At 47.5% G+C, this 20,571-nt stretch carries 15 protein-coding genes; 6 read left to right on the forward strand and 9 right to left on the reverse strand.

The genetic code is table 11. The features are described 5' to 3' along the window. Positions 1 to 205: 205 nt before the first annotated feature. Positions 206 to 1,924 carry a methyl-accepting chemotaxis protein gene (locus MKY01_RS29855; RefSeq protein WP_127548853.1) on the forward strand — a complete coding sequence of 573 codons (1,719 nt, stop codon included), beginning with the start codon at positions 206 to 208 and terminating at the stop codon, positions 1,922 to 1,924. 222 nt (positions 1,925 to 2,146) lie between these two features. Here the strand turns inward: MKY01_RS29855 and MKY01_RS29860 are convergent, their stop codons facing one another. Next, a complete protein-coding gene (locus tag MKY01_RS29860; protein WP_127548851.1) occupies positions 2,147 to 3,100 on the reverse strand; it encodes a nucleoside hydrolase in 954 nt (317 codons plus the stop codon). A gap of 270 nt (positions 3,101 to 3,370) precedes the next feature. Then, complete coding sequence (locus tag MKY01_RS29865; protein ID WP_339284616.1) at positions 3,371 to 5,602, reverse strand: MMPL family transporter; 2,232 nt, start codon at positions 5,600 to 5,602, stop codon at positions 3,371 to 3,373. Positions 5,603 to 5,780: 178 nt separating this feature from the next. Between MKY01_RS29865 and MKY01_RS29870 the strand changes: the two genes are divergently transcribed. After that, a complete protein-coding gene (locus tag MKY01_RS29870) occupies positions 5,781 to 6,407 on the forward strand; it encodes a TetR/AcrR family transcriptional regulator (RefSeq protein WP_339284618.1) in 627 nt (208 codons plus the stop codon). 2 nt (positions 6,408 to 6,409) lie between these two features. Here MKY01_RS29870 and MKY01_RS29875 read toward each other — a convergent pair whose 3' ends face one another. Further along, positions 6,410 to 7,876: a PLP-dependent aminotransferase family protein gene (locus MKY01_RS29875; protein ID WP_339284620.1), complete on the reverse strand. Its 1,467-nt coding sequence runs from the start codon at positions 7,874 to 7,876 to the stop codon at positions 6,410 to 6,412. Positions 7,877 to 8,033: 157 nt separating this feature from the next. On the opposite strand from MKY01_RS29875, the gene MKY01_RS29880 reads away from it, so the two are divergent. Beyond that, the gene (locus MKY01_RS29880) at positions 8,034 to 8,624 is read left to right on the forward strand and encodes a GNAT family protein (RefSeq protein ID WP_339284622.1); all 591 of its coding nucleotides are present in this window, start codon (positions 8,034 to 8,036) and stop codon (positions 8,622 to 8,624) included. 40 nt (positions 8,625 to 8,664) lie between these two features. Here the strand turns inward: MKY01_RS29880 and MKY01_RS29885 are convergent, their stop codons facing one another. Next, the gene (locus MKY01_RS29885; protein ID WP_047840805.1) at positions 8,665 to 9,561 is read right to left on the reverse strand and encodes a diacylglycerol kinase family protein; all 897 of its coding nucleotides are present in this window, start codon (positions 9,559 to 9,561) and stop codon (positions 8,665 to 8,667) included. Between the two features lie 547 nt (positions 9,562 to 10,108). On the opposite strand from MKY01_RS29885, the gene MKY01_RS29890 reads away from it, so the two are divergent. Beyond that, entirely contained in the window at positions 10,109 to 10,702 is a 594-nt protein-coding gene (locus MKY01_RS29890) for a hypothetical protein (RefSeq protein WP_339284624.1), read from the forward strand. A 656-nt stretch (positions 10,703 to 11,358) separates the two neighbouring features. Here the strand turns inward: MKY01_RS29890 and MKY01_RS29895 are convergent. The 4 genes from MKY01_RS29895 to uxaC form a co-directional block, all read right to left on the reverse strand. Then, positions 11,359 to 13,236, reverse strand: a complete 1,878-nt coding sequence (locus MKY01_RS29895) for an ABC transporter ATP-binding protein (protein WP_036667884.1) — start codon at positions 13,234 to 13,236, stop codon at positions 11,359 to 11,361. Then, positions 13,233 to 14,960 (reverse strand): ABC transporter ATP-binding protein, encoded by a 1,728-nt coding sequence (locus MKY01_RS29900; protein WP_211085268.1) that lies wholly within the window; start codon positions 14,958 to 14,960, stop codon positions 13,233 to 13,235. The genes MKY01_RS29895 and MKY01_RS29900 overlap by 4 nt, the downstream gene beginning before the upstream one ends. Then, positions 14,957 to 15,499, reverse strand: a complete 543-nt coding sequence (locus tag MKY01_RS29905; protein ID WP_036612904.1) for a MarR family transcriptional regulator — start codon at positions 15,497 to 15,499, stop codon at positions 14,957 to 14,959. Before MKY01_RS29905 ends, MKY01_RS29900 begins: the two co-directional genes overlap by 4 nt. A gap of 400 nt (positions 15,500 to 15,899) precedes the next feature. Next, complete coding sequence (gene uxaC, locus MKY01_RS29910; protein ID WP_339284627.1) at positions 15,900 to 17,342, reverse strand: glucuronate isomerase; 1,443 nt, start codon at positions 17,340 to 17,342, stop codon at positions 15,900 to 15,902. 203 nt (positions 17,343 to 17,545) lie between these two features. Between uxaC and MKY01_RS29915 the strand changes: the two genes are divergently transcribed. Further along, a complete protein-coding gene (locus tag MKY01_RS29915; RefSeq protein WP_339284629.1) occupies positions 17,546 to 18,289 on the forward strand; it encodes an MBL fold metallo-hydrolase in 744 nt (247 codons plus the stop codon). A gap of 65 nt (positions 18,290 to 18,354) precedes the next feature. Then, entirely contained in the window at positions 18,355 to 18,633 is a 279-nt protein-coding gene (locus MKY01_RS29920; protein ID WP_339284631.1) for a hypothetical protein, read from the forward strand. 456 nt (positions 18,634 to 19,089) lie between these two features. Here MKY01_RS29920 and MKY01_RS29925 read toward each other — a convergent pair whose 3' ends face one another. Further along, positions 19,090 to 20,571, reverse strand: a complete 1,482-nt coding sequence (locus MKY01_RS29925) for an alpha-amylase (protein WP_076328674.1) — start codon at positions 20,569 to 20,571, stop codon at positions 19,090 to 19,092.

Raw genomic sequence — 20,571 nt, forward strand, 5'->3', positions numbered from 1 at the left:
ATGGTCAATATAGGATTGAAACAAAACCAGCTCCCGGATCAAATTGACTCGGGAGCTAATTCTTTATGGACCGGATGCCGATATTTCAAGTAGAAAACTGTATATTTGATATACAATACATACGAACCAAAGAAAAACGACAAACACCAAGTAAAGAGACAAAGAGACGATTGATTCAACAGATCAAGGGGGAACACTTTTACCAATGAACAGTTTGTTTATGAGGATCTTTTTATTTTTTTCCTGTCTGATGCTAGCCGCGGGTGCGGTTCTTGGCATTACCATGTACCGTTCATCGGCCCAACTGGTCGAGCAATCCATGGGGATGCAGGCACAGGCTGTGGGTGAACGGGCAGCTGCATTAATTGACACCTCTCTGTATGCACCACTCAGTACCGGACAGGACGAGACAGCGTATTACGGCATATTGCGTGAGCAGCTCAGTCAGTTGCGCGAGGCCAATGGACTCAAGTATCTGTATACCCTTGGTACACGCGAAGAAAATGGAACAAATACATATTTCTACGTTGTGGATGGGGCAGCTGCCGATGTGGCAGAGGATGACTTCTCCCCTTACGGTTCCGCAGAAGAGACCCATTATGAAGGAATGCTACAAGCTTTTGAACAGAATGAGCCTATTCGGGGCGAACTCACACAGGATGAATATGGCGCTACCATTACAGCATATGTGCCGATCCATGGGGCTGACGGGAAAGTACTAGGATTGGTCGGTGCGGATCTGGACTCTACTGCAGTCTATGAACTGATGTCCCGCAACCGTATGACCATGATCTGGACAGCCTTGGCTATTGTTCTGCTGAGTGTCTTGCTGGTGTATGGATTTGCCCATTACTTGACCCGACCATTGGTGAAGTTGAAGAAGTTAATTACCCAGGTAGGAAAAGGCGATCTGACCGTCAACGTTGAACTTAGTCGCAAGGACGAGGTGGGACAGCTCGCTTCCGAGTTCAAACATCTGGTTACAGGTACCCGTGATGTCATGACGGGCATCCGTCAAAGCTCCGACTCTCTGCTACAAGCTGCAGAAGGAGTATCGAAACATTCACAGGCGACTGCTGAAGCCAGCCAGCGCATTGCCGAGCATACCAATCATACGGCCAGTGGAGCTGCTGAACAGGTGGCTCGTGCTGGCGAAGTTACGGTAGCCATGGAAGAGATCACACGCAGCATGCAGCACATTGCGAATTCTTCTTCTATAGTCGCGGATGTATCACAGGAAACGACCAATAACGCGGTGCAAGGTCAAGCCAACATCAACACGGCGATGGACAGTATGGACAAAATTCATCAGGCGAATGTGCAGATGGTAGCCTCCACCTCCCAGCTGGAGCAGTACTCAGGTAAAATTGAGTCGGTGGCACATCTGATGAAAGGTATCGCTTCACAGACCAATCTGCTCGCACTTAATGCAAGTATTGAAGCCGCTCGTGCAGGAGAGTATGGCAGCGGGTTTGCGGTGGTTGCCTCAGAGGTTCGCAAGCTTGCGGGGGAATCAGAGCAATCGTCCCAGCATGTAACCGAACTGATCGCCGAGATGACACGCCAGACTGCCCTGTTGTCAGAACATATGTCTGCCAGCACATCAGCAGTCCAATCCGGTCTCGTTGTTGTTCAGGAGGCAGGCCGTTCATTCACATCCATTCATACCGGGATTGAGACGATGAATGAACGTCTGCACGAAGTATCCGCAGCATCTGAGCAGCTGTCTGCCAGTGCAGAAGAAGTGTCCGCTTCCGTGGAGGATATGGAACATATCTCACGCGAATCCTCTTCAAGTATCCAGAAGGTATCGCACGCTACCGGTAGCCAGTTGCAATCCATGGATGAGATGAGTGCATCCGCCGAATCCCTGCGGGTATTGTCCAGTGAGCTGAACGGATTGATTGGTCGATTTAAAATATAGCGGGCAGCTAGATTACTATATAGTTGGACTAAAGAATATTCGCACTTGCCACTTCGATGACAGAACAACCTTCCGATCGCTGTTATCAATCTATATAAATCAGCATAAAACAAAAAGCCGCACGGCAGGGAAGGGATCATGGGGGTCAACCCCATATCCAGACCACTGCCTGCAGCTTTATTTTTGTACCTTTAATGTTGGCACGCCCTATGGCTGCCTGAATTAATAGCGCTGCGGAGCAGCTTTTTTACCCAAATCCGTCATGTACGTAAAGAACGCTTCCGGATCGGTATCATACACCAGTTGTACTGGACGTCCGTCTGCTTGCTCCACCGTGCGGCCTTGGCTAGGACCATCCGGGATGACAATACAGTTTACGGTTTTTTTCTTCACGATGTCCTCGCGTCCAACGGAAGCCGTTGTCAGCACATCCCACAGATAGTATGTGGAATTCGTCTCACTGTACACCAGTGGCGGACAACCTGCGTAACAGTTACCCAGGAAGTCAACGCCTTCGAAGCGACGCTCTGCTGCCCAGCGGTTACGAACGGCTGGAGTCAGAGGTACTTTGTTCGTGCTTTCCAGTGCAACCAGATCGATCTGGATACCACTCTGCCATACACGGTAAGCCGCTTCCGGGTCCCAGAATACGTTCCACTCTGCTGTGCCATCATGCTCAGGTTCTTCTACGTTACCACGCTCAAATGTACCGCCCATCCATACCAGCTTGTCGATTTTCTCTTCAATGTCTGGTGCTTCGTCCAGTGCACGCGCAAGGTCTGTCAGTGGGCCTGTGAACAGGAGCAACGTTTTGCCTTCGGTATTGCGCACTTTCTCGATCAGATGCTGGTGTGCCGGAATGGCAGAGAGTGGTGCTTCCATTTTGCCGGACTCGTTCAGTACAGGAAGTGCATCTACATAGAAGGAATGCAGTCTCCACGCCGCAGGAAATGGATTTTTCCCTCTGGAGTTGGATTTGGATACCTCTACGGAATATGTACCGAAACGATCGATAATTTTACGGCTGGCATCTGTTGCTGGCTCCAGATATCCGTCTGCCGGAATAACCGATACGCCGGTTACATGTACATTGTCCATTTGCAGAAGCATGAACAGCGATACGAGGTCATCCACGCCGCCGTCATGGTTAAAATACACATTAAGTTGGTTCGTCATGCTTGCTTTCATCCTTCCCCTGGTTGTCCCATTGATGTTGATCATCCGTCTGCCCAAGGCCGACGCTCTCTCTATTATGTCCCATAACCCTTGGTTACGTAAACCTTCCCCATACAAAGAAAACAAAGGATCACGCCTCATCCTGCGGATATTTTACAGTTCCACCATTCCATCTCAGGAGGACAACTGGTAGAGGTCATCATCGTTCGGAAAATAAAGAAATGGACAGCAGGCTTGAAGCCCCGCCGTCCATCTCACCCAATCCATGCATTACATGGACTGGTTCTGTTTCTCCTCATTCTTTTCAGCAATCGGAACATACTTGCCTGGCCAGAAGGCCCATTTCCCCAGCAATGCTGTGATAGCCGGTACCATGAACGGGCGAACCAGGAAGGTATCCAACATCACACCAACGGCTGTGATTATACCAAACTGCACCAACACCTGAATTGGCAATGTAGCAAGTACCGCAAACGTTCCTGCCAAGATTAGACCTGCAGATGTAATAACAGAGCTTGTCTCGCCAACACCTTCTCTGATCGCTTGACGAAGCGGCATCGTTTTGCGTTTCTGCCAGATGCTAGAGATCATGAAGATGTTGTAGTCTTCACCCAGTGCCACGAGGAATACGAAGGAATACAGCGGAATCGCTCCCTGAATGGCATCTGCGCCAAGTCCGTAGTGAATGATGATCCAACCCAGACCCAGTGCAGAGAAATACGACAGAACAACCGTTGCAATCAGGTATGCTGTGGCTACGATTGAACGCAAGTACAACAGTAGTAACAATGTAATCATGCCGATGACCACCGGAATAATGATCTTGGCATCCCGTTCTCCAGTCACTTCAATGTCATACTGTTCAGCCGTCTGACCATCGATCCATACCTGACTGTCCACATTAGCTACACCAGCGTCTTGAAGCGCCTGTTCCGCAGTAGCTCGCAGATCTGGAATATGCTGCATTGCCTCCATGGAATATGGATTCAGATTAAATTCCACATCAAAGGCGGTAATGTTGGCATTCTCGGCACCCTGCTGAGCATCGCCTACTTTGCTAATGTAATCCAGCGATTCGAGACGTTGCTTCAGATCAGTTTCTTTGCCTTCGGCATCAACGATCACTTTGACTGGAGCCAGCTCACCTTGGGAGAATTGTTCACCGATGACGGTGAAACCTTCGCGGGAAGGCACATCCTCCGGGAAGGAAGACAACAGATCATACGTGAATTTAACCTGAGTAGAGAATGCCGCCAGTCCTCCCAGCAATACCAACGTAATTGCAAGAACGGTCCATGGCTTTGTTACTACAACACGGCCAATCCAGCTTTCCTTCACTTTGCGCGGGGCAGGAGCCGGTTTGCCTTTTTTCTTAGCACGCCCCACTTCCATCTCATGTGTACGTGGTACGAACGGATAGAATGAACCCCGACCGAAGATCGCCAGAAGCGCCGGAACCAGTGTCAGACTTGCAATAAACATGATAAAGATGGACAGACTGAATGGTACGGCAAAGCGATGATATGCACCGTATTCAGCCAGCAACAGTACCAGTAGTGCTGCAACGACCGTGAATCCACTCATGGCAATGGCGCCAGATGATCCGGTAATTGCCTGGAAAATGGCTTTCTTTTTGTCCGGCTCATGATAGAGAATCTGGCGGTATCTGGAGATCATGAACAGGCAGTAATCCGTTCCTGCTCCAAATAACAACACGGTCATGATCGAAATGGACTGTGCATCCACCGTAATCCAGCCCTGATCCGCCATGAATCCGAGAATGGGGCTTGTCACCATATACGCGAATCCAACGGCAATGATCGGGATAATCGCCAATACCGGCGAGCGGTAGATCAACAGCAACAGTACTAATACCAGTACAACCGTAGCGATCAGCAAGGATACATCGGCGGAGGAGAATAACCCGCTCGCATCAATGGATATCCCTACTGGCCCTGTCACACGGGCAATCAGAGTATTGGTATCATCTATGGCTACATCGAACGGATTTGCCCCGAAGATGTCTTGTGTTTTTTGCTCAAGTGCTTCAATAGCTTCCTTCAATTGTTCTGAATCGGCACCTTCATTGAAGAAAAGTGGCATAACCAAAGTACTTCCATCTTCCGAAAGCTGGCCTTTCAATGCCTGTGGTGGCAATTGATAGAGTGGCACAACGGACTGTTGTTGTTCTACCGGATCTTGATCCAGTCGCTCCGTTAATGCCTGAATGTTCTGAATCTGCTCATCTGTCAGACCGCCGGCTTGACGCCATACGATCAGCGCGGGCAATCCTTCACCGCCAGGGAATTCCTTCTCGGCAAGTGCAGCTGCCTGAACCGATGGTTTGGATTCACTCAGATCCTGTGCGTTATTGGTTTCACGATCACCTACAGCAGGCCATACCATGCCAAGCACAACGGCGATAATGATCCATACCAACAGCGTAATCCATTTGCTTCGTTTGCCGGCAACCCAGCGGCCGTAACCCGAACCTTCCTGCATTGTCTCTTCATCTCCCTATTCTGTTTCTATGAAGCCCTAATATATATGATGGTGTAGTAATGAACCACGGGTCATAGTATAATCGAGTTAATTATATATACCGGAAGGTTAATTTTGCAATGCCTAATTTTGTGAACACTTCTAACAAGCAATTAAATACGTAAAGAGGTATGTACTTATGAGCAAAAAAACAAACATTCCCCGTTCACCGGGTAGACCCAAAACTGGTGTGGATCAAGCATCTGTGCAATCAAACATATTGATGACCGCGTCACGTCTGTTTATGGAATACGGGTATGAACCCGTCTCTCTCCAGCAGATCGCTTCGTTATGTAATGTGACCAAAGCATCAATTTATTATCATTTCACCAGCAAAGCCGACCTGTTCACCGTTGCCATCACCCGCATGATGGCGATGGGCATGCAGCAGACTTCGCTCCGTCTGGATGAACCTGATACGTTGCAAGAACGACTGGTTAAGGTTGCCGAAGCCAAGATGCAGCATTCCCATATTGAAACGGAGACCATGATGCGAGAAGCCGAGAAACATCTGGACACGGAGCAGCTCGCTCAGATTCGGGAAGCAGAGGTTCGCATATTCGAGGTACTAGCTACCCATTTTCAGAAGGAGATGGATAATGGTTATTTGCGGGTCGGCAACCCTATGCTGCTTGCCCATGCATTTACGTCACTGCTAATGCTCGCGAACCGCGAAGATGTACGCAACATGAATGGCGGCAGCATTGAGGAACTCGCGCAGGAACTGGTGGCGCTGTTTCTGGATGGAGCGGTTAAGCGGAACTGATGCTAGCTCCAGATTCTAGCCAATGCGGCAATACCCGGGTCAATGCGTTCCGGCTCTATTCCGGCAAAACCGATAATGAACTCTCTTTTGCCGTCTGCTGGTCTGCTCCCGTTCGCCCACAAATATTCCGTTGAACTGATCTGTATCCCTGCCTCTATCGCTGCGGTTACCAATTCTGTGGCTGACTGTTTGGTTACCATTCGCAATACCAGATGGAATCCGGAATGTTGACCCCTTATTTCAACCCGATCTCCAAAATGCATCTGAATGGCCTGAACGATCAGGTCATGCTTTCGTTTGTAGACATTACGCATTTTACGGATATGCTTGCCCAGTTCTCCTTCACCCATGAACATCTCCAATGTTCGCTGATGGAGTCGGGAGGCTGATTGCTCGAATAGAACATTCTTATACATTTCGCGAAAATCTTCCATTAATTCTCTCGGAAGCACCATGTAATGGATACAAAGAGCAGGTGCGAGCACCTGCGAGAAACCACCCATATAGATTACGCGACTTCTCTCGCGTAGCCCCTGCATTGATGGGATTGGTCTTCCATGATACCGGAACTCTCCATCGTAATCATCTTCGATAATGTATGCCTTTGTTCGTTCCGCCCATTCGAGCAACGCCAATCTGCGAGTGATCGGCATGGTCATACCTAGTGGAAATTGGTGAGAGGGTGACACACCCGCCAATTTTACCCCGGCCTGTTCCAGCTCCGTTAAGTTTATGCCATCAGGATCCAGAGAGATCGGGACAACCCGATAACCATAATTGCGGAATGTACCAGGTAACAGTCGGTATCCAGGATTCTCTACACCGATGGAATGCGTTGATTCTCCTTTGTGAAGAAGGGTCTGTGCTAATAGAGACATTAGCAGATGCTGTTCAGCACCCACAACAATCTGCTCGGGAGAACAGCTGACTCCCCTGAACTGCGCAAGATAGACAGCAATCTCACATCGTAGTCCCCATTCTCCCTGAGGGTCTCCATAGAACAACAACTCCTTCGCTTCTTCCCGCCAGATTCGATTAACATATTGGTGCCACTTGGCAATTGGAAACAGGCTGAAATCATTGCGTGACATATGAAAATCATATTGAACTGCTCGGGCAGGGCGTATTGCCTGATGGTCTGACCACGTCGTTTGGGCCACGGGAGCTTGTCCGGCTGTCTGTTTATCTGTTTGCCCAATCTGCATGACATGATCGCTGTCCACCATGGCACGAACATGATAGCCACGACGTGGCTGACTGTATATATATCCTTCGGCGATCAATTGCTGATAGGCCCATTCCACCGGAGTAGTGCTTATTCCAAGCATCTCGGCAAGTTTTCGCACCGAAGGCAATCGGCTATGTTCAGCCCAATCCCCGTGAATGATTTCCCTTTTGATATGATCCGAGAGCTGTACATAGATTGGCGCACTATCGTTCTCGTCTAGCTTCGGTAATGTAATCATCATGATGCACCTCATCTGTCCTGCAAAATTAATTAAAACTGTATATTTGGAAGTATACAGTATTGGGATATACTCATGTCATCATCAATGTGTAACGCCAACTTTAAGAGGCAGGGCCATCTCGATCAGTCCCGCCTTGAACCTATAGGAGGAACAACTAATGTCACATTCAAAACCTTCCCCACGTATCCCACGTCTGCTGGAAACGTCGCGCATATATCTGCGTCCCTTCGAGATTACAGATGTGGATGCATACTTCCCCGGTCTGTTTGACGCCGAGATGCGTAGGCTGACGGGAACACAGAACAGTTTCACACGCGCTCAGGTCGAACGTTATGTTGAGAGCGCTGCACAAGATGACACCAGACTCATGCTACTTATTGCTTTACAGGAAAATGACCAGATCATCGGAGATGTCGTCCTGATGGACATGCATGCCAAGAATCGCAGTGCACATATCCGGGTTGCCATCGATCAGGCGGAGCATCAAGGAAAAGGTTACGGTAGCGAGGCGTTGTTACTTATGCTGGACTACGGCTTCGGAATCTGTAACCTGCATCGAATCGAGCTTGAGGTGTACGCCTTCAACGAACGAGCCATTCGCACGTATGAGAAGCTTGGATTCCAGCGCGAGGGTGTGAAGCGGGATGTCTTGTTCTACAATCATCAATACCATGATGCCATTCAGATGAGCATGCTTGAGGATGAGTTCAGGCAACGTGATATGAGAGATCAGCCAGGGAATGTTTAAGTTTTCGATCAACTAAAATCAAACTAAAAAACCGGGGGATTTAATAACCCTCCCCGGTTAGAAACTTCAGATGACCCGTCAGCACCGACAGCTCGGCGGGTGTCTTCATATACAATTCGCCGTCCGTGTCAGCTGACATCGGCGCATCCGTCTTCACTTTTAACGTAGATGCCTTGAAGTATGAAATACTCTCACTCTGAGGTTGCCATTCTCCCTCTGGCTTGTGCGACAGAATCTCTCGCAGCAGCGGAATGCCTGTCTCATGAATAATGAGCACGTCCAGTTCGCCATCCTGCAACGCATCCGGTGCAAAGGGCAATGCATTTGTTCCCAGAAAACGGCCATTGGCTGCATAGATCATCACCGCTTCGCCTTCCATCTCTTTCCCATCCGCCTCCAGTTGGTAACGAAACGGCTCTGTATGACTAATTGTCTGTAAAGTGCTGATAAAATAACTGAGCTTACCCAGCGCGCCTTTCAAATTCTCGTTAATATTCTGCGAAGCATCACTGATCAAGCCAATGCCAAAAAAGTTCGTGAACACCCGATCATTAGCTCGTCCAACATCAATGGATACCACCCGACCTGCCAGCATTTCTTGTGCCGCAGTCTCTGCATCCGGTGAAATCCCGAGTGAACGGGCAAAGTCATTACAGGTGCCTCCAGGCAATATACCAATCAACGGAGGATGTTGCAGATCAGCCAGTCCATTCACGCATTCATGCACCGTGCCATCCCCACCCAGGATAAACACCACATCGAATTGCTCCCCGCGTTCACGACACAACTTCTCTCCTTCACCAGCTTCATCCGTACGCACAATGACGAGTTCATGGACAGCGGGAGCCAGCACACCAGCCACAAGGCCCACTGTATTCTCACGACTGGCCTTGCCCGAATGATGATGATGAATTAACAACGCTTTGTTAAACTCCATCCCTCTTCCTCCATTCCAATGCTTGTTACCCTTTACCCACAAAGGTTGAAGCCGTAAACAAGCCCTTCGCTAAGTACTCATCATGATTCCAAATAGGTTTCCCAATCAGGTATGCATCCTAATCCTCATTCATTCGTAATAGCTATATAAGTTCAACTTAAGAATATTCACACATGCCACTCCGATGCCAGAATAACCTTCCGATCGCTGTTATCCCCAGATTTTTCTGATTTACTTTTACAAAGGTGAAAATCTGGTGATAAGCGTATGCTTCCGATGTAGCTTTCTTTCAGAAAGCTTTTAGGCCAACACTTCGCTTCTTCAGGCTATTTCTGTCCTCTACGTTCTCGTGTAAATGTATAGTTAAACTTAAATAGATAACCCTTTTATCTAACTAGCCAATTCCTTTTTTAACCAGATGTATGCATGAGAAAAAGGGTTTCTCGGCACCTTAATGTCATAAGGTTGCAAATTTTGCTGGTGAGAACCCATTCAAATTGAGTCAAAACGGTTATATCTATACCATATACGAATGGAGGGATTCCCTATGATTCCGGCAACGTTGGAACAATTGGAGCAAGTTCGCAAGGAATGCCGTACCATGGTTCGCAAAAGAGCTACCGCTTCTGCCGGTACAACACTCGTTCCGCTGCCCGGTACAGACGTACTGGCTGATGTGGGGATGCTGATGCAGCTGTTGCCTGCCATTAACAATAAATTCGGATTATCACAAAAACAGCTGGACGGCATGGACCCCGAGACCAAATCCATGATCTATGGATTCGTGATGTCCATCGGAAGCAAAGTCATTGGTCGTATGATCACCAAGGAATTGGTTGTCCAGGTTCTGACAAGAGTCGGCGTACGCGTAGCCACCAAATCCGTTGCCAAATTTATTCCTTTTGCAGGACAGGGATTGGCTGCCGCACTCAGCTTCACAGCCATGCGCTATGTAGGTAACAAACATGTGAATGACTGTTATGAGGTTGTCAAACGCATGATTGAGCAGCGCGAATTAATCCCGGGCGAACCCGCTCCGTCTGCGCTGGAGGAAGCTAACAGCGACGACGCAAAAGTAGAAGTGAACTCGATCTCTAGCAACGGGGCAGATGAACCTGCAAAGGAGACTAAGGATCAGTAAAATGCGGGTCATGCTATGCCCAAACTGAGGCTTACAAAGTATCTCATGACTAATCTGGATGTCCCACTCGGTCAGCTTATGCTCGTATGCTTGTATCTAGATTGATGTACAATGAATTCAAAATATAAATAAACGGGACAAAGCAGTGTAGTTACACCGCTTCGTCCCGTTTTTATTTTTGCACGCATGGCATATGTAAGACAATTATGACTAAGGTTTATTAGAATATTTTAACGAACTCAGCACACTCTAATAGGCACAATTCCACAATACCGGCGTTCTAACGAATCATAGACACTTTATTTCCGCATTCTGCAGTTTATTTTACCGCTTTGTGTTGCTTATCAGAGAAATAACATGTCTCAAGTTCGTTAGAATTGGGAGTGCTTGATAATCCTCCATATAAGGTGTCTACGATTCGTTAGCATGGACGAAGGATGAACCCTCATCCTGTCTGCACCTCACGCAAACAACTGAAAGGCTGACGAGCACCACAACCCAATTACCATGCCAACGTTCCTTCATATCTTATAGATCCATCGTATCCAAACGAATCCAATCTGCTCCACATTAGAATCGACTCCTCTGGATACACGACAAATAGCCGGGAGCACCCCTAAGAGTGCTCCCGGCTATTCTAGTTAGTTACAGTGTAATCAGATCGCCTGCGGTTGTTGCTCCGCAAACTGACTATTGTACAGATCGGCGTAGAAGCCCTGACTTGCCATCAATTCATCATGATTACCCTGTTCAATCACGTTACCATGATCCATAACCAGGATCAGATCGGCGCCGCGAATGGTAGACAAACGGTGTGCAATGACAAAGCTTGTGCGATCCTTCATCAGATCATTCATTGCTTTCTGGATAAATACTTCGGTCCGTGTATCCACGCTACTCGTCGCTTCATCCAGAATGAGGATGGCCGGGTTCGCCAGAATCGCTCTTGCAATGGTCAGCAACTGTTTCTGCCCTTGAGAGATGTTCGACGCCTCTTCATTCAGCACCGTATCATAACCATCAGGCAGTGTACGGATAAAGTGATCCGCATGTGCCGCAACGGCTGCCTTGATTACATCCTCTTCCGTAGAACCTTCTCGACCATAGGCGATGTTGTCCCGAATCGTTCCGTTGAACAACCAGGTATCCTGAAGCACCATGCCGAACAGACTGCGCAGCTTACCACGCTCCATGTCCTTAATGTCTGCACCGTCAATCGTAATCCGACCATCCTGAATTTCGTAGAAACGCATTAACAGGTTGATCAGAGTGGTTTTACCGGCTCCCGTTGGTCCAACAATGGCTACCGTCTGTCCCGGTTTTACATCAATATTCATGTTATGAATGAGCAGTTCATTTTCTTTATATCCAAAATTAACACCTTGGAATGCAACCGCACCTTTAGGCTGCTGTAGTTGCACGGGTTGTTTGGACTCTGGAACTTCTTCCTCTTCATCCAGCAACTCGAATACCCGTTCTGCCGAAGCAATCGTTGATTGAATAATATTGGAGATATTTGCAATCTGGTTAATCGGTTGTGTAAATTGACGGGAATATTGTGTAAAGGCCAGAATATCCCCGATGGAGATAGAACCACGTGTAACGAAGATCCCACCGACCACACAGATCAGTACATAACCCAAGTTACCCACAAAACTCATGAGCGGCATAATAATACCCGAGATAAACTGGGCTTTCCAGCCAGATTCATACAGTTCTTCATTGACCTTCTCAAATTGCTGTACGGATTGTTCTTCACGTCCAAATGCTTTGACAACCTTGTGTCCGGTGTACATCTCTTCGACATGACCATTCAGTTCCCCAAGGGATTTCTGTTGACCCGCAAAGTGTTTTTGCGAACGAGATGCAACCAGCATGACAACAACTACACTGAGTGGCAACGTCAAAATCGTGATCAGCGTCATCCATGGACTAATCGTCAGCATCATGATAATTACGCCGACAATTGTGACGATGGACGTAATGAACTGTGCCAAACTTTGCTGAAGTGTATTACTGATATTGTCCACGTCATTCGTGGCACGGCTAAGTGTCTCCCCAGTTGTGCGGGAGTCAAAATATTTCAAAGGAAGACGTCCAACCTTCGCACTGATCTGCTCACGCATGTCATACACAACACGTTGGGCCACACCGGCCATCAGGTATTGCTGAACATACATAAATGCAGCACTGAACAGATAGAGTCCGCCAAGCAGGTATAATACTTTTATTAATGCAGGAAAATCAATCCCGGCTCCCTGTACACCCTGAAGGATGGCGATGGCGCCTTTACTGAGAATATCCGTTCCTTCGGCCATAATTTTTGGACTGATGATGCTGAATACGGTACTCAAAATGGCTGCAACCAGCACACCTAGCAGACGAGAACTATGGGGCTGGAGATAACGAATCAAGCGACGCAGTGTGCCTTTGAAATCTTTTGCTTTCTCAGCGGGAGGTCGCATGCCCATTCCGGGACCTGGACCCGGCCCACCATGGGGACGAGGCGACTTACGTTCTGTACGTTCACTCATGCGATCTCCTCCTCTGTCAGCTGGGAGGATACAATCTCGCGATACACTTCATTGTGCTCCAGCAGCTCTTTATGTGTTCCTGAACCGACAATTCGGCCCTCATCCATAACTAAAATGCGATCGGCATCCATTACTGTACTTACGCGTTGCGCAACAATCAGCACAGCCGCTTCTGTCGTTTCGGACTTCAGCGCAGCACGAAGTTTAGCATCCGTTTTGAAATCGAGAGCAGAGAAACTGTCATCAAAGATATAAACTTCCGGACGGCGAACAAGTGCGCGAGCGATGGACAGACGTTGCTTTTGTCCACCAGATACGTTGTTACCACCTTGTGCGATAAGGCTGTCATATCCCTCTTTCATCTCGGTAATGAAGTTCTCCGCCTGAGCTGTACGGGCCGCGTGAACAACTTCATCCATTGTGGCATCATCTTTCCCGTGACGAATATTCTCCGTAATCGTACCCGTAAAGAGGACTGCCTTTTGTGGTACAAAGCCAATTTTGGCACGCAGATCTTCCTGCCGAATTTCACGCACATCCGTACCATTTACCCGAACACTGCCTTCGGTCACATCATAAAATCGTGGAATAAGGCTGAGCAATGTCGATTTCCCAGAACCCGTACCACCGATAATAGCTGTTGTCTCACCTGAGCGAGCTGTGAAGGAGATATTGGACAAAGCTGGATTCTCTGCGCCCGGATAACGGAAAGTTACATTGTCAAACTCAATCATACCCTGCATGGATTTCATACCACGAGGCTGCTCGGGATTGCTAAGATCCGGCTGCATATCAAGCACTTCGTTAATCCGTTCTGCCGATGCTGAAGCTCTTGGAATCATGACAAAGATCATCGAAACCATAATAAGTGAGAACATGATCTGCATTGCATATTGGATGAAGGCAATCAATGCACCGATGTTCATATTGCCGCTGTCGATCCGCATTCCACCAAAATAAAGGATGGCAATCATCGAAAAGTTCATAACCAGCATCATCACAGGCATGATGGTCGCCATGAGCACATTAACTTTGATCGATGAATCTCTCAGTTCTGTATTGGCCCCGTTAAAGCGCACTTTCTCATGCTCCCCACGGTTAAAGGAACGAACAACCCGAATCCCTGTTAACTGCTCACGCAGCACCAGGTTGAGTCGGTCCAGCTTTTTCTGAATGGTTTTGAACAAAGGTAAACCCTTGGCACCAATCAGCGCAATAGCTCCACCGAGTACCGGAAGCACGACCAGGAAAATCGTAGATAATTTGGCGTCCTGAGATACCGCCATGAAGATACCCCCGATACACATGAGCGGAGCCATAATCATCATGCGCAGCATCATTGTAAGTACATTCTGTACCTGTGTGATGTCATTCGTCGTACGCGTAATCAGCGAAGCAGTACCCATCTTATCGAACTCTTGGAGAGAGAAGTTCTCCACATGGCGGAATACTCTGCTACGCAGTTGTTTGGCAAATCCACCCGCTGTTCGAGATGAGAGATAACTGGCAATCACCGAACACGCTGTTCCGCCAATCGCGATGACCAACATCCATCCACCAATCTGCCAGATATACGGGATATCCCCTTTAATGATGCCGTCATTCACAATATCTGCCATTAACGTAGGCAGGTACAATTCAGCAAGCGACTGAAACAGTACCAACACCAGAATAAAAATAATCGGAATTTGGTATGGCTTCAGCATGCGAAACAGTTTCATCATGGCTTATCATCTCCTCTTGTCGAATCATCCTTTTGCAAGGAAGTTAATGTATCAAAAAAGGTGTATACCTTTGTCAACAACTCAGCCAGCTGAGTACTGTCTTGCTCACCCAAATGCTCAACTAACTTATTGAATATTTCCATGCGTTCTTGGTGAGCAGCCCGAATAATTTCACGACCTGCTTCAGTAATCGTGATGCGGACAGCACGGCGATCCTCCGGGTCCATCGTCCGTTTGACCAGCCCCTCATCTTCAAGGCCACGAATAACAGGTGTAATGGTCGGTGACTTCACTCGTAGCAATGCGCTGATTTCCGAGACTTTCATCCCGGGATGGTTGGATTCGATCGTGTCATTGAAATCAGGCGGATTGTCCTGCCAGTTCAATTGTTCTCCCGGATGCATCCCGTGGAGTAAACAACCCAGCACCATAATTTCATTGTGATTGCGCCCATGAGGTTTATGTTGCCTCCATTTGCCTTTATTAAACTGCATAATGGAGTACAAAAGCTTCTGAGCGACCGGATCTATACCAGTCATAATGGGTCCCTCCTTCTTTCTTTATCATTCCATAGACATCCAACATCATAGGACATCTATTAAATAGTAATACAATTAAATAGATGCACAATTAATTAGGTGTACTAAGTATATTATCGCAAGAAGCCATTGTCAAACATCTAAAAATAACCAACATAAACCCATAACCAAGAGCATACACGCGCTTGATTATGGGTTTTGTCATATGGCCTCCATTGGAGCCCACTATAGTTATTATGTACAATTCCATGAATTCAACTTATAAAGAAACTCCCGTTCATTACTCCGGTGGATGATGGCCCGGAGGTAAGGAAGGGGAGCATTTTATTACGATTGAAAAGTAGACACAAAAGAATCTTCTTATTGTATAAATTGCATGATTAGGTGCGTTTGTTACTCATCAGGACTGTGAAGCAGAGACTGTTTTAGGCACTGAGGCAAACGGGAAATACTCTTTTGCATTGTTGTAGGCAATACCCTGTACGATCTGACCGAGCAACTCCATATCCTGCGGTGCCTCCCCTTGTTCGGCCCATTCACCAATTAGGTTGCAGACCAGACGACGGAAATACTCATGCCGGGTATAGGACAGGAAGCTGCGTGAATCGGTCAGCATACCGACAAATCGGCTGAGCAGACCAACATTCGCCAAGGCTTTCATCTGAGCGAGCATGCCATCCTTCGTATCATTGAACCACCAGGCGGCACCAAGCTGGATTTTGCCCGGAATGCCCCCGCCCTGGAAGCTGCCGATGATCGCCGCGAGCACTTCGTTGTCCCTTGGATTCAGAGAATACAGAATCGTTTTGGGCAGTGCTTGTTGCTGCTCCAACGCGTCGAGCAATCCAATCATCGCTGCGGAAAGCGGCGTATCATTCACGGCATCGTAACCAGTATCCGGCCCAAGTTTGGCAAACATCCGTGTGTTGTTGTTACGGGCTGCATTAATGTGGAACTGCATCACCCAGCCCCGATCTGCATACAGTTTGCCAAGGAACGTCAGCGTTACCGTCTTGTACTTGTCCTCTTCCTCACGAGTTACCTTCTGACCCGCAAGTACCTTTGCAAAGATGGCAGCTGCTTCTTCGCGTGTAGCCACGCCGTAAGGAACATAATCAAGTGCATGGTCAGAGACTCTGCCGCCGACGGAATGGAAAAATTCCACACGTGACTCCAGCGCAGCAAGGAAGGATTCATAATCTGAAATGGCAGTGCCAGATGCCTGCGACAGCTTGCCCACCCATTCCACGAAGGTATCCCGGTTCAATTCCAAGCCTTTATCCGGGCGGAAAGAAGGTAATACCGCCGTATCAAAGCCTTCGATTTCCTGAATTTTCAGATGATACTCCAGAGAATCCGTTGGATCATCGGTTGTGCACACAACAGTGACATTGGATTTGGTAATCAGATCGCGTGCACCGAATCCGTCACTGTTCAGTTTGGCATTTACTTTTTCCCAGATGGCCGGTGCGCTTGTCTCATTCAATACTTCGTAGACGCCGAAATATCGCTGTAATTCCAGATGAGACCAGGCGTACAGTGGATTACCAATCATCATCGGTACCGTTTTGGCATAAGCCAGGAAACGATCGTAATCGGTTACTCCCTCGCCGCCGGTCACATATTGCTCTTCAATTCCGTTTGCGCGCATGAGCCGCCACTTATAGTGATCACCGTATAACCAAGCCTCTGTAAGATTGCCAAAGGTTTTGTTCTCGTAGATCTCCTGAGGACTGAGGTGGCAATGATAATCAATAATCGGCATGTCTTTGGCATAATCCTCATATAACTTGATCGCCGTTTCATTGTGCAGCAAAAATTGTTCATCCAGAAAAGATTTCATTCGCCTCGCACGCTCCCTTTAGGTGAGTTTACGTTCATATGGGTTCACTTCCCATCTTTACGCTACACTGTTTATCATCAAAGTTCAATATAAAATGATAGCGTTATCAAAAAAGGTTGATTTAGGCATATATTCGGGAACAAGGTATACTGGATTTAACGCAAGGATGCTGATCTGAAGATCACACAAGGAGATGAAATGAATTGAAAGTTACTTTTCTCGGCACTGGAGATATGTTCAGCGTGGAGCAGCACCACAATAGTATGTTGGCTGAATTCGGAGACACGCATCTGGTCATTGATTTTCCAGAATCAAATGCTAAAGCACTCAAGGAATATGGATTCGCCATGACCGATATCCACAACGTGTTCATTACTCATTTGCATGAAGATCATATTAATGGTGTACAGATGCTGGGTTATTACGCACAGATCGTAGGCGACCGCAAACCCCGTCTGTTCATCCACGAACAATTGGTAGAGCAACTCTGGAACATTCTATCTCCCGGCATGCGCTACACAACGGATGGTGAACGTACCATGAGTGATTACTACGATGTCGTTCCCCTGCCAGATGGAGGCACATTCGAACTGGGCAGCGTGACGTTTGAGACGTTTCGGACACAGCATGTTCCCGGTATGGTCAGCAATGGGCTACTCGCCAAGCCTTACTTCTATTACAGTGCTGACAGTACACTCGACCAGGAACGGGTGGAGCAAGTTGCCGCTGATGTGCAGCTGATTTTCCATGAATGTCATATGCATGATCTGGTGATCAAGTCACACACTTCACTGAACGATTTGGAACAACTGCCTGCCGAAGTGAGACAGAAAACCGTACTGATGCATTATCATGACGAGTACGCGGATGCGGACAAACGGAAACAATTCAACCGCGAGCATGATCTGCGGATGGTTGGCACGTTGGAATCATTTGAACTGGAGTAGGTAAACGGAGAGAGGGCATCGGATATTATCGTATTTGGACCTATATTCTAATGGAGGTCATTGCTATGGAATATCGAATTGAACAAGGTTACTTTCTGATATATTCTCCTGCAAGAAGCACCAGTAGTGGAGACATCATGGTGGTTAAATTACTGGAAAGACCCTTTAAGGACAGAATTGAATTCCTCATTAACAGCAAAAACTATGAGTGTACTACACACCATGAATACTTAAACTTTGAGCCAACTTCTCATCATAAACCTGAGAAGCCTGGAGCATTTTCAATGGAACGAAGTGAGTTCAAGCGAATGTGGGATACGATGAATCAGTATTTTGAAGAGTAATAATCTTATCCTGCTGTTAAATCTAAGCTGATTCCTTTCTCATTTCATGTTTTTAATTGTAGCAGTGATTCGTTTGCGTATGGCGGCGACACTTAACCCACGTTAAGCTAACGAATCTGAGAGACCTTATTCGGCTGAAATCCGAGTTACCAGTATTCTAACGAATCTCAAACGCGTTAATCTGGTGATGTTGCTCCAATTGGCGCTATTTCAATCGTTTTTGAGAGTAATAAGGTTACTGAGATTCGTTAGAATTCCAATAACGCTAATTCAGTGCAAATAAGGTGCCCTCGGTTCGTTAGGATGGAGTTTTATTTGTACCTAGATAAATGCAAAAAACCACCTGGACACAGGTATACTCGCTCTCCTGTTCAGATGGTTTAACGATAACGATCTATCTATATACTGTTTTTATGCGGTCGGTGTACCTTTTCTTATCCTGCCTGGCACATGCCGTTACTCAGCGTCAGCACAGTCCTCATTCTGTTCAGGAAGAGCCCATACCGAGACGCCTCCACCGCACACATGGAAGGTGGCCCAGCCGTCTTCCTCAATGGTAATCTGATCATCACAGCTCTTCGTCAGATCCACCCAGACTTCACCAGCACGATGCTCTCCGATGAACATTCTCTTCTCACCGTCATCCCCGTTGGAGATGACCACTGCACAACCGGAACCTTCGATTTCCTCTACGCCACGACGTACCCAGCCAATCGTATTGGCGTGATCGAAGTAATCTTCCTGCTCTCCATACGCTTTGTTGCAACGGGCAGACAGCAGAATGTCCAGAATTTCTTTTTTGCCATCCACAGGTTCAGGACCACCAATGCCATAATAATCCCCGTAAAATACAACCGGATAACCATCGCGACGTAATAGCGTCAACGCATAGGCGCTTGGCTTAAACCAGTCTCCAATCCATGATTCCAACGCTTCATGAGGTTGGGAGTCATGGTTATCTACAAAAGTTACCGCATGGGTAGGATGTGTCTGAACCAAGGTATCATCAAAAATTTTGGAGAGATCAAAGTCTCTGCCTGCAAGCGAAGCCTCATGCAACTTGTAGTGAAGAGACACGTCAAACAGGTCGATCTGATAGTCTACCGTATCGAGGAATTCACGACATGCATCCAGGTTTGAATTCCAGAACTCGCCTACGATGTAGAAATCCTGACCGCGTTTGCGGATCATCTCTGCTGCGAATTCCTTAATGAATTCATGGTTGATATGCTTAATCGCATCCAGCCGGAACCCACCACACTGGAGGGTATCGATCAACCATTTCCCCCAATCGATCATCTCGCGCCGAACATCCGGGTGGTTATAATCTATATTGGCGAACATCAGATAGTCATAGTTACCAAACTCATCATCGACATTCTCATTCCATTTTTTATTCTCTCCTGCGATGCGGAATACACCTGTTCGTTCTCCCTTGGCATCAAAGTCCGTGCCGTTGAAGTGTTCAGAGTTCCATTTAAAAGAGGAGTATTGATCCCCGCGACCCGGGAATGTGAATTTGGTCCAGCCCTCAATCTCAAACGGCTCAGAAATTTCCTTCGTTCGATCATTGGGATCAACCTCGATCACTTTGAACACTTCCGTCTCATCTGCTCCGGCCTTGTGATTCATAACCAGATCCACATAGACGGCAATGCCGTTCTTCTGACACTCAGCAATGGCCTCCACCAGTTCCTGCTTGGTGCCATATTTGGTCCGTACGGTACCCTTTTGATCAAATTCGCCCAGATCGTACAGATCATATACACCATAACCTGTATCTTCTGCTGACACTGCCTTGGTTACGGGTGGCACCCATACCGAGTCAATGCCTTTGGCTTTCAGTTCCGGGGCCATTTCAGCCAGTCGCTTCCAATGATCTCCGTCTGCAGCCAGGTGCCATTCAAAAAACTGCATCATGGTATGATTCCTCTTCAT

It is taken from the genome of Paenibacillus sp. FSL R5-0486 (assembly GCF_037975155.1).
Classification (GTDB): Bacteria; Bacillota; Bacilli; order Paenibacillales; family Paenibacillaceae; genus Paenibacillus; species Paenibacillus amylolyticus.

Coding starts and splice junctions, on each gene's coding strand:
- MKY01_RS29855 (WP_127548853.1), top strand. CDS start 206: ATGAACAGTTTGTTTATGAGGATCTTTTTATTTTTTTCCTGTCTGATG.
- MKY01_RS29860 (WP_127548851.1), bottom strand. CDS start 3,100: ATGACGAACCAACTTAATGTGTATTTTAACCATGACGGCGGCGTGGAT.
- MKY01_RS29865 (WP_339284616.1), bottom strand. CDS start 5,602: ATGCAGGAAGGTTCGGGTTACGGCCGCTGGGTTGCCGGCAAACGAAGC.
- MKY01_RS29870 (WP_339284618.1), top strand. CDS start 5,781: ATGAGCAAAAAAACAAACATTCCCCGTTCACCGGGTAGACCCAAAACT.
- MKY01_RS29875 (WP_339284620.1), bottom strand. CDS start 7,876: ATGATGATTACATTACCGAAGCTAGACGAGAACGATAGTGCGCCAATC.
- MKY01_RS29880 (WP_339284622.1), top strand. CDS start 8,034: ATGTCACATTCAAAACCTTCCCCACGTATCCCACGTCTGCTGGAAACG.
- MKY01_RS29885 (WP_047840805.1), bottom strand. CDS start 9,561: ATGGAGTTTAACAAAGCGTTGTTAATTCATCATCATCATTCGGGCAAG.
- MKY01_RS29890 (WP_339284624.1), top strand. CDS start 10,109: ATGATTCCGGCAACGTTGGAACAATTGGAGCAAGTTCGCAAGGAATGC.
- MKY01_RS29895 (WP_036667884.1), bottom strand. CDS start 13,236: ATGAGTGAACGTACAGAACGTAAGTCGCCTCGTCCCCATGGTGGGCCG.
- MKY01_RS29900 (WP_211085268.1), bottom strand. CDS start 14,960: ATGATGAAACTGTTTCGCATGCTGAAGCCATACCAAATTCCGATTATT.
- MKY01_RS29905 (WP_036612904.1), bottom strand. CDS start 15,499: ATGACTGGTATAGATCCGGTCGCTCAGAAGCTTTTGTACTCCATTATG.
- uxaC (WP_339284627.1), bottom strand. CDS start 17,342: ATGAAATCTTTTCTGGATGAACAATTTTTGCTGCACAATGAAACGGCG.
- MKY01_RS29920 (WP_339284631.1), top strand. CDS start 18,355: ATGGAATATCGAATTGAACAAGGTTACTTTCTGATATATTCTCCTGCA.
- MKY01_RS29925 (WP_076328674.1), bottom strand. CDS start 20,571: ATGAAGAGGAATCATACCATGATGCAGTTTTTTGAATGGCACCTGGCT.